A 2,062-nucleotide genomic window follows, 5' to 3' on the forward strand; every position below is an offset into this window, starting at 1 on the left:
AAACGACTCTTCCTCATTCATCTGCTCCTTCGCTCAGGGCAGACTCTACATCAAATCGAGGGAGCCAGCGGGGGGCAGGTCAGGACGACTGCGGGCCAACGTCCGCGCGACCATCGAAGCCGTGTTCGAAGAGGAATTGGCGGACTTTCTCGGCCGCCTTCGCTACGGTCGGAGCGAGGGCTCGGCGAAAGGCTATCGCCACGGACACCGTGAACGGCAACTCACCGGCACCTTTGGGACGGAAACGGTGCGGGTGCCGCGCGCCCGGATCGAGGATGACGCAGGTCAGGTGACAGAATGGCGGTCGAAGGCGCTTCCCCGTTATAAGCGGCTGACGAAGAAAGCCGAGGCCCTGATCGCCGCGGTCTATCTCGCCGGCACCAACACGCGGCGCGTGAAGCGGGCGCTGTTCGGGCTGTTCGAGGGCGCCGTCAGCAAAGACGTGGTCAGCCGCGCCTGGCGCAAGGTGAAGGTCGACTGGGACGCCTGGTGTGCCCGCAGCCTGGCCGACGAGGACATCGTTCGCCTGATCCTCGACGGCACCGTGATCAAGACCAAGCTGGATCGGAAAGCCACGAACATCTCGGTGCTGGCCGCCATCGGCGTGCGCCGCGACGGGCATACGGTGCTGTTATCCATCAGGAATATGGGCGGGGAGAGCACGGCGGCCTGGCGGCAGTTCCTCGATGATCTTGATGCCCGCGGCCTGAGGCGGCCCGAATTCGTGATCGTCGACGGCGCACCAGGGCTGGAGGCCGCGCTCGTGGGGTTGTGGGGCGATGAGCTTCCGATCCAGCGCTGCACGGTTCACAAGCACCGCATCCTGCTGGCGCACGCCCCCAAGCACATGCACGACGAGCTGACCGAGGACTACCGGGATATGGTCTACCCCGACACCGCCGCCGAGGTCGAGCGCCGCCGCAAGGCCTTCCTGCGAAAGTGGCGCCTGAAGTGCCGGGCGGTGGCCGAAAGCCTCGAAGAAGCTGGGGCCAGGCTGTTCACCTTCACACGCCTCGATCCATCGCAATGGAAGTCCGCCCGGACCACCATCGCCATCGAGCGCTTGAACGAGGAGTTCCGCCGCCGCATCAAGACCCAAACCGTGCTGCCCTGTGCCGAGACCGTGCCGATGCTGCTCTGGGCGCTGCTCGCCTCCGGCCAGATCCAGATGCGCAAGGTCGACGGCTGGGAAACCCTCTCTCAGCCCATCGAGCCCATGCCCCTTGACCTCGCCGCCTGAAAAACGGAGCCTTCTCATGCCCGGAGCGCGCCGCCAGGAATTTCCACAGAATTCGCGACACGACCCCGCAAGCCTTCCAGTTTGGCTTCTACAGATTACACCAAAGGCCGCGTGAAAATGCCGCCCGCTGGCCACACCCGAATTTAAACCATATTGACGGACACGACCAGCGAGATTATTGATTTTACTGCCACCGATGCCGACAAATCTGATTTGAGGTCCATGAATTAATTTCTGCTGTTAATTATATTCGGAGGTGTATTTGATGAAGAAGAAGAAGAATAATATTTGCGAACGCACTCAGGATTTTGAATTTGCCAATGATTTGATTGAGAGATCAATCAATTTATCTTCGTATCTCAAATCAATTGAGGGCAACTATAAAGATCGCGAAGATTTTGACATAAATTACCCTTTTGAAGACATTTACGAAATGCTTAAACTCATTGCATGGGCATATCCAATAAATTCAAAAGAAATACCTACGCCTGATGTCGACAGAATGGCGCCAATGCTAATTGGCCCCTTATTTACATCAGAACGTCACCCATGGCCGAAAAAAAATGGCATGTTTCTTGAACCCCTAATTCAATTTGACCTTGAGTGGGCTGGAAAATTAGGGCGATTATGCACTTTGCGACACCAACAGTCGCGACGCCCCTCGCCGCGTAAGCCCGGCTTCGCGATCAGCCCTCGCTCTTGGGCTTCTTCGGGTAGGCGCTTAGCCGCTTAGGCCGTAAACTCATAAACTGGCTTGCGTGGACGGCAAGTGATTGATTCAAGGTTCGGGAAAGGAGCCTTGGATATGCGCCGTCGTTTTGA

The 2,062-nt window shown here is 57.9% G+C and carries 2 protein-coding genes; both read left to right on the top strand.

Annotated features, from left to right (window positions below):
* Positions 1–49 precede the first annotated feature (49 nt).
* Positions 50–1,240: an IS256 family transposase gene (locus tag G524_RS16725; protein ID WP_084625179.1), complete on the top strand. Its 1,191-nt coding sequence runs from the start codon at positions 50–52 to the stop codon at positions 1,238–1,240.
* Positions 1,241–1,505: 265 nt separating this feature from the next.
* Positions 1,506–1,973 carry a hypothetical protein gene (locus G524_RS16905; RefSeq protein WP_156894091.1) on the top strand — a complete coding sequence of 156 codons (468 nt, stop codon included), beginning with the start codon at positions 1,506–1,508 and terminating at the stop codon, positions 1,971–1,973.
* Positions 1,974–2,062 lie beyond the last annotated feature (89 nt).

This window comes from Erythrobacter cryptus DSM 12079 (genome assembly GCF_000422985.1).
GTDB classification, from domain to species: Bacteria; Pseudomonadota; Alphaproteobacteria; order Sphingomonadales; family Sphingomonadaceae; genus Erythrobacter; species Erythrobacter cryptus.